This window comes from Micromonospora sp. NPDC049799 (assembly GCF_040656655.1).
GTDB lineage: Bacteria > Actinomycetota > Actinomycetes > Mycobacteriales > Micromonosporaceae > Micromonospora.
Genome location: NZ_JBFAMU010000882.1, coordinates 1 through 1,192 on the forward strand (window position 1 = coordinate 1; position 1,192 = coordinate 1,192).

Below are 1,192 nucleotides of genomic sequence, written 5' to 3' on the forward strand. Positions count from 1 at the left end.
GGTTGACCCAGAGACAGTCGGTGGCGCGCAGGATGCCGCCGATGCCGTGCAGCGCCTCGTTGCGGGCGAACTGCTGCTCCGCCGCCGGTCACTTGGTGGGGCGACCGCCGGTCACGCCGAGGACCTCACCGGTGACGTAGCTGGACTCCTGGGAGGCGAAGAAGACGTACGCGGGCGCCAGCTCTGCCGGCTGACCCGGCCGACCCTCCGGCGTGTCCTGGCCGAACTTCTCCACCTTCTCCTGCGGCATCGTCGCCGGGATCAGCGGGGTCCAGACCGGGCCGGGCGCGACGGCGTTGACCCGGATCCCCTTCTCCGCCAGATCCTGCGCGAGCGCCTTGGTGAAGTTGGCGATGCCGGCCTTGGTGGTGGCGTAGTCCAGCAACTGGGGTGACGGGTCGAACGCCTGGATGGACGTGGTGTTGATGATGGCCGAGCCCTCCGTGAGGTGCGGCACGGCGGCCCGGCAGAGCCAGAACATGGCGTACAGGTTGGTCTTGAGCACCCGGTCGAACTGCTCGGTGGAGATACCGAGGATCCCCTTGTCCTGCGCCATCTGGTAGGCGGCGTTGTTGACCAGGATGTCGATGCCGCCCAGGTCGCGGACGGTCCGGTCGACCAGTTCCTGGCAGTGCCGTTCGTCGGTGATGTCGCCGCGGACCGCGACGCCCCGGCGGCCGGCCTCCTCGACCAGGCGCACGGTCTCCCGGGCGTCGGAGTCCTCCTCCTCCCCGAGGTAGGAGATGAGCACGTCGGCGCCCTCCCGGGCGTACGCGATGGCGATGGCGCGGCCGATGCCGGAGTCACCGCCGGTGATGAGCGCGCGCCGGCCATCCAGCTTGCCGCTGCCCCGGTACGAGTCCTCGCCGTGGTCCGGCTTCGGGGTCATCCCGGCCGTCGACCCGGGCGGCGACTGCTTCTGCTTCGGTTGGCCCTCCTGCTGGCCGTACTGGCTGGTCGGGTCCTGCGGCGTGTACTGGTCCTCGCTCACCGGCGTCTCCTTCTCCCGCACCTGTCGTCCCCCACCGCCCTACCCCCGGTCGCCGGGCGGAAACGGCGACCGGTTTATGGTGCGCCCGGTGTCCACGAGACGCCGTACCCCCACGGAAAGGCATGGCATGACCCCCTCCTCCGGCCCGTCCCGCCGCCAGGTCCTGGCCGCCGCCGCGGCAGCCGCCGGCGCCCCCCTCGT

General features: G+C 71.3%; 1 protein-coding gene. It reads right to left on the minus strand.

Going from position 1 to position 1,192, the window contains the following annotated elements; genetic code table 11:
• Positions 1-88: 88 nt before the first annotated feature.
• A complete protein-coding gene (locus AB0I76_RS30335; RefSeq protein ID WP_357042696.1) occupies positions 89-991 on the minus strand; it encodes an SDR family oxidoreductase in 903 nt (300 codons plus the stop codon).
• Between the last annotated feature and the right edge of the window lie 201 nt (positions 992-1,192).